The sequence below is a fragment of the Acidovorax sp. KPB24-07 genome (assembly GCF_057543315.1).
Genome location: NZ_BAAJYS010000700.1, coordinates 1 through 1,163 on the forward strand (window position 1 = coordinate 1; position 1,163 = coordinate 1,163).

Here is a 1,163-nt window from a genome sequence, read left to right on the forward strand (position 1 = left end):
GCACCGCCTGCCTGTGCCCCCCGGTGCGCGGCCGGAACGGGCTCCGCGCCACAGGGCGCGGCAACCGGCGCGCCGATATGATGGCCGCTCCCTTTTTTGAACTCCCTGAAGGACCGACATGCCGACGTACCACATCGAAATGATGGAAGGCCGCACCATCGAACAGAAGAAGAAGCTGGTGGAAGAGATCACCCGCGTGTCGGTGGAAATCCTCGGCGGCTCGCCCGACTCGGTGGACATCCTCATCACCGACGTCAAGCGCGAGAACTGGGCCACTGGCGGAAAGCTCTGGTCCGAACGGACCTGATCCGGCCGGCCCCTGCCCGATTTCCGCCCGATGACCGGTCCCGGCTCCACCGCCCTGCTGCGCGAACGGTACGGCGAGCGCTACCGGTGGCTGCTCCTGTTGTCCGTGATGGTCGGCACGATGGCCTCCATCATGTCGTCGACCATCGTGAACGTGGCCATTCCCGACATGAGCCACTACTTCACGCTCGGCCAGGAACGCGCGCAGTGGGTGTCGTCGGGTTTCATGGTGGCCACCACGGTCGCCATGCTCACCACCCCCTGGCTGCTGGCCCGCTTCGGCTACCGCGCGACCTACGTGGGCGCCATGGTGCTGCTGCTGGTGGGCGGCATCGGCGGCGGCGTGGCCAGCCACTACGGGCTGGTGCTGGCCGCCCGGGTGCTCGAAGGGCTGGCCGCGGGCGTGGTGCAGCCGATTCCGGCGGTCATCATCCTCTACGCCTTCCAGCCGCACGAGCAGGGCCGCGCAAGCGGCATCTTCGGCATGGGCGTGGTCCTGGCACCGGCCATCGGCCCGAGCATCGGCGGGCTGCTGGTGGACTGGTTCGGCTGGCGCTCGATCTTCTTCATGGTGGTGCCGTTCTGCATCGCCTCCATCGCACTGGCCTATCGGTTCGTGCCGGTCAGCAGCCCCGGCGGCGCCGTGGCCGGCCAGTCCGGCAACGCGCTGGACTGGCGCGGGCTGGTGCTGGGCGCGGTCGGCACGCTGTGCCTGCTCAACGGCCTGGTGGCGCTGCACGGCGGGCCAGGCCTGCAGGCCGGCGCGCTGCTGCTGGCGGCCTTCGCGGCCCTGGCCGTCTTCATCGCGTGGCAGCGCCGGCAACTGGCGCGCGGCGCCACGCCGCTCATGGACCTGC

At 69.9% G+C, this 1,163-nt stretch carries 2 protein-coding genes; both read left to right on the top strand.

All coding sequences use genetic code 11. From position 1 onward, the window contains the following. The first annotated feature begins 118 nt into the window (after positions 1 to 118). Positions 119 to 307, top strand: a complete 189-nt coding sequence (locus AC27IQ_RS25095; protein WP_272549570.1) for a 4-oxalocrotonate tautomerase — start codon at positions 119 to 121, stop codon at positions 305 to 307. A gap of 30 nt (positions 308 to 337) precedes the next feature. Then, a partial coding sequence (locus AC27IQ_RS25100) for an MFS transporter (protein WP_487091237.1) occupies positions 338 to 1,163 on the top strand: 826 nt, incomplete at its 3' end.

What these genes read in the sequence shown, in the direction of transcription:
- AC27IQ_RS25095 (WP_272549570.1), top strand. Translation starts at nt 119, where the DNA reads ATGCCGACGTACCACATCGAAATGATGGAAGGCCGCACCATCGAACAG.